5 protein-coding genes are annotated in these 4,382 nt (G+C 56.9%); 3 read left to right on the top strand and 2 right to left on the bottom strand.

From position 1 onward, the window contains the following. Window positions 1–428: 428 nt before the first annotated feature. Both sphst_RS10645 and sphst_RS21650 read right to left on the bottom strand, forming a co-directional pair. The gene (locus sphst_RS10645; RefSeq protein WP_081877610.1) at window positions 429–1,193 is read right to left on the bottom strand and encodes an SIMPL domain-containing protein; all 765 of its coding nucleotides are present in this window, start codon (window positions 1,191–1,193) and stop codon (window positions 429–431) included. A gap of 202 nt (window positions 1,194–1,395) precedes the next feature. Beyond that, the gene (locus sphst_RS21650) at window positions 1,396–1,800 is read right to left on the bottom strand and encodes a J domain-containing protein (RefSeq protein ID WP_442800394.1); all 405 of its coding nucleotides are present in this window, start codon (window positions 1,798–1,800) and stop codon (window positions 1,396–1,398) included. A 107-nt stretch (window positions 1,801–1,907) separates the two neighbouring features. Here sphst_RS21650 and sphst_RS10635 point away from each other — a divergent pair, with 107 nt between their 5' ends. From sphst_RS10635 to sphst_RS10625, 3 genes are all read left to right on the top strand, one after another. Next, window positions 1,908–2,951: a phosphotransferase enzyme family protein gene (locus sphst_RS10635; protein WP_031394625.1), complete on the top strand. Its 1,044-nt coding sequence runs from the start codon at window positions 1,908–1,910 to the stop codon at window positions 2,949–2,951. Between the two features lie 53 nt (window positions 2,952–3,004). Next, window positions 3,005–3,466, top strand: a complete 462-nt coding sequence (locus sphst_RS10630; RefSeq protein ID WP_031394624.1) for a hypothetical protein — start codon at window positions 3,005–3,007, stop codon at window positions 3,464–3,466. Window positions 3,467–3,936: 470 nt separating this feature from the next. Beyond that, a complete protein-coding gene (locus sphst_RS10625; RefSeq protein WP_031394623.1) occupies window positions 3,937–4,152 on the top strand; it encodes a hypothetical protein in 216 nt (71 codons plus the stop codon). Window positions 4,153–4,382 lie beyond the last annotated feature (230 nt).

Below are 4,382 nucleotides of genomic sequence, written 5' to 3'. Positions count from 1 at the left end.
GATGATGTCAGCTCGGCCGTAATGTGATGCAAAAATAAAAAGTTTTGCATCACGCTAATTGGATCAGTCGTCTGCTATCTCAACCGCACCAGCTAGTGGCATGGGGCTAGGACCAGGTGGCGGGCCCACAGGACACAGCCCATCGTTATCATCAGAATGGCCGGGACGACGACGCAGCAATGCCTCTCGACGCTCCAGAAGCTCTTTCTCCAGTGCCCTCTGTTCAGGTGTAGGTCTTGGACGCCCGATGAGGTCTTTGACTGTCATAACCTGTCCTCGTTCATGGCTGGTGCTTCACTAGTATAACGCGCTTTGCCAGCCGGCCGAAGCGGGCACCGATGATGCGAAACTCACAAGTTTGCATCAGCCTAGCGACAGCAGAAATCCGTGAGTTTCTTCATGCACAACTTTGATGCGTACCGCGATGGTCAACGATCAATGCCGTATGCAGCCATTAGGCGCACAGTCGTTTGAATTGGCTCGGGGGCGAGGTCGAGGCGGACGGGTTCCTCGGGTGCAGGCGGCGGGGGCGGCGGGGGCGGCACGGACTCGGCCGCAGACTGCGCAGTGGCTGGCATCTTCAATGTTACTTCGCGATAGTTGGCATCCTGCACCCGCAATAACGGTCCAAGCTTGCTACCTGCTCCTTCAGCGATCGACCGCGCTTGCGTCTGCGCGCTAACCAGAGCCGCCTGCATGGCACGACGGCGTGCAATCGTATCGTCGCGTAACCAGAAGCCCCGCAGGTTCGCGTCCAAGCCACCAAGCCGACTGATTAGACCAACTAGGGTACCAGCGTCGGCCACACGGGAGGTTTGTATAGTGACAGGCATCGACGCAATATAGCCAATGATTGCACAGGACCCCGTCGATAGCCGCTGTGGTCCATAGCTGCTCGCGTCACATTCTTTCGATCGCACTTGTACAATCGAGAGGGCCGAAGAGTGATATTCGCCTGCCTTCTGCAAAAGTCCAGCAACGCCTGTCCGCATCGCTTTGGAGCTATCGCGCAGCTTGGAACTAGCCTCATCTGACGTCACCCCCTCCCCACGAAGGGTAAATCCAACCGTGACCATGTCCGGAGGTGTCTTGGCAGTGCCGCTTGCTGAGACAAGGATCTGGGACGGTGAGGGCGTTTGGGCTCCTGCTGATGAGCTTACGGCAGTTATGATCGCAAGGACAGCCAATTTCATCTGTAGCTCCCAGAAGGATGGACTCTGCCGCCTTCACCAACAAGCGTAGCCGATCGCGTAACTGCTGCAATAGGAGAGAGCATCAGTTACTTTGTTGCAAAAGGGTTCGTTTTCGAGAAGCCAGGTCAGTTCGAAATTTCGAGCGCTTGCCGTTCAGCCTTCCTTGGGAAGGAGCCGCGTTTAATTATAAAAAACTGCTGCGTCAGCGACTCACACTAGCCACGGCTAAAGCCATTATCGTCAGAGTAACGAGCAACCCGCCCACGCCTAATATGGTTCTCGATTTGTCAGTGGGGCCTGCGTTCAACGAGCTAGCAATGGGCCTTGTTGTAGATGATGAACTTAGACTATTTACGTTCCCACCACTATTTTTGTTCCGGTACTCGCTACGCTTTAGTCGGTACTGGTCGTATTCTAGGCGACATATCTCATTGTCTAATATGTTAATCGCTTCTGTAAGCGACTTAGTAATGCCGGGGGCCTCCGCCGACCTGTTTTGATCGGGATCGTATTTTATCATTAGCGTTTTGTATGCGGCTCGAATGGTAGCAGAGTCGGAATCCGGTGTGACACCGAGAATACGGTAATAATCTTTCGTATAATCCATATCGCTCACCAGATCATTCAATAGCATTCACGCGCGTTATCGATTGCCATGGACCGCCGTCGGTCCGCAACGCGAAATCTGGCGCGCCAGATTTGCCCCTCGATATTATGACGCGTTTCAGCCACGCGGACCGGGTGCACAATCGCTTTCGCATCGGCATGCCGATTTTCGGATTTCACGATCGTTTGAGAGAGGGCTGGAGGCGGGTAGGTGGTTCTATACATATGGTCGCAGCCTTCCCGTTTGATCATCCCGGCGAGCCCGTGTCGCTCTACGACTACGCGCCCGTGCTGCGTGTTCATGATCGTGGCGGCGATTGGGTTTTGAAGAGAACGGGACTGGTCCATTCAGACGATGAGGCGATTGGTCGATGGCTTACGGCGCTACGTGGCCTAGGCGTTGATGTGGTGGCTCCAGCAGCTCACCTCCACCCCAATCCCCGCTGTCTCGATGATGGCAAAGAGTGGGTGGTCTATCGCTTCGTGTCGGGCACCGGCTACCATGCTGGTGAGGGCGAGATTGCCGACGCTGGGCGTTTACTCGGCCGAATGCACGCGGCCGATCCTCCCGAGGGGAGCGCCTTGGCGACTTACAGGGAGCCCGTGGTCCGAGATGCCGAATGGATCGAGCCGCACCTTGCTCTGGCCGAAAATGCTATCGAAGCAGCCGGTGCGGATCGGTACTCACTTCGGGAGGTGACGCTAGCGCGCCTCGCCGGGGCCGAACCGATTACAGGCTTGCCACTCGCCGGGTGCAGCTTCGACTTCAAGGCGTCGAACCTGGTTTTCAGCCCGAAACCTACGCTAGTCGATCCCGATCATGCGGCACGGATACCGAGGCTCTACGACCTCGCGGTCGCGCTGCTGCTGTTCCACTGCGATCTCGCCACCGCTCCCGGTCGATTATGGACGCCTGCCGAGTGGGCGACCTTTCTGCGGGGCTATGCCGGGCATGTCGCTTTCAACAACGCGGAGCTGACGGCGTGGCCGTCGATCCTGGAATTGGCATGGCTCGATCAAGGCGTCTGGATTTTAAGAAACTGGCCGGAAGGCTGGGCGGATGCGAAGGATCGCGCATACCTATTGGACGTAGCTGCCTTTGATCCGGCGGTGTTCCCGCTAACGCCCCCGGATCAAACCCTAAGGGAGTAGCGGCTTTCCCGATATACGATCGATTCCGGGATGACCGGCGCTATGAAAGGCTAATGACAGTTGGTCCGGCCCTCTCGGTGTCCTTGAACGCGATCGGCAAGGTGATGGCCGAAGCACATGATTCTTGGTGGATCATCGCGAGCGCAGCCGTTGCCCTTCACGGGGCCGATCCCGGCCATGTGGCTGACGTGGACGTGCTGTTGAGCGTTGCTGACGCTCAACGCATCCTGCCGGCGATCGGCATTGAGCTCCGGTCAGGATCGCCGCACGCGGCGTTCCGGTCGAGCATCTTCGGCACTTGGACCGGGACTGCATTGCCTGTTGAGTTCATGGCAGACTTCCACCGTCGATCAGGAGAAGCATGGTTGCCGGTGCGACCAGCGACGCGACAGCCAGTTGAGGTTGACGGTTTGGCCGTCTTCATTCCCGAAAGGGTGGAGCTACAGGCCATGCTCACCGCTTTTGGCCGGCCCAAGGACAGGGAGCGTGCCCGAAGCCTAGCAGCCGTTTCGTAGGGACTTTCCCGAAATTCGATCGCATTCGGGACAGTGCTGGCCGTCTCGATCGCAGTTCGTTCTTAGAACGCCGGCGCTGCAGTTTATGCTCAGAATTGGGCATCCCCGTCATGGCAGTCTTGTCTGAAACCCTCAAATCGTGCGACCCGATGCCCAAGAGGGAGAGATTCAGGTGCCCAAACCAATACGAAAAGCTCGACCTGGTTTTGCCATTGCCACGTGCACGTTGGGTTCGCTTGTATCAGTCGTCGACTCAGTTGGTCGCCGCTTCGATGTATCGGGCGCTGTTACTGGGTCCGTCAAAGGGCTGCTATTGGGTGCTGCAATGATCATGCTGATCTTGGGAATCCGCCAGCTAAGGCGATTTTCCTAGGCCTTGTCTCGATCACCAATCGTTGAGTGGGATGGCAGCGACGCTTTCACCAAGGGCGCTTAGGTCCAAGATGAACGTAGTATCACAAGGAGCGGCTATGAGCGGCATGATGAAGTCCGGGATCATTGTGGTCAGCTTGTGCGCCACAGTCACGCTCATGTGGGGCGCAGCAAATCTCGCTATGCTATCCACTTTCTGGTTTGATGAGCATCCAGACGTAGCGAAGGCCATGCCGCTCCTCCTGGTGTTTGTGCTGCCTATCGTTGCGGTTGCTATTCATCGGCGGCGAGGCCGCGCCACGATGCCAGACTGATAAGGTTCGCTGACGCAGCGGCTACTTTTCCCATTTTTCGATCCTATTTCGAGGATCGAAGCTGGCACGGGCCGGGTCGCGAAAGGGGTCCCTTTTGCACCACCGGTCAAGATGCGCGGCACCAGTTATGGCATGACGATCGCTGCTCGAAACGATACGTTTGCTTGTGGTTAGCAGCGGAGGCCAAATGCGTAAAAGTGAGCTTATTCAGAGCATAGCCTCACTAAATC

This window comes from Sphingomonas sp. STIS6.2 (genome assembly GCF_000732685.2).
Taxonomy (GTDB): Bacteria; Pseudomonadota; Alphaproteobacteria; order Sphingomonadales; family Sphingomonadaceae; genus Sphingomonas; species Sphingomonas aerolata.
The sequence above is the reverse complement of the archived record's forward strand: the minus strand, read 5'-3'. Positions and strand labels throughout refer to the sequence as shown.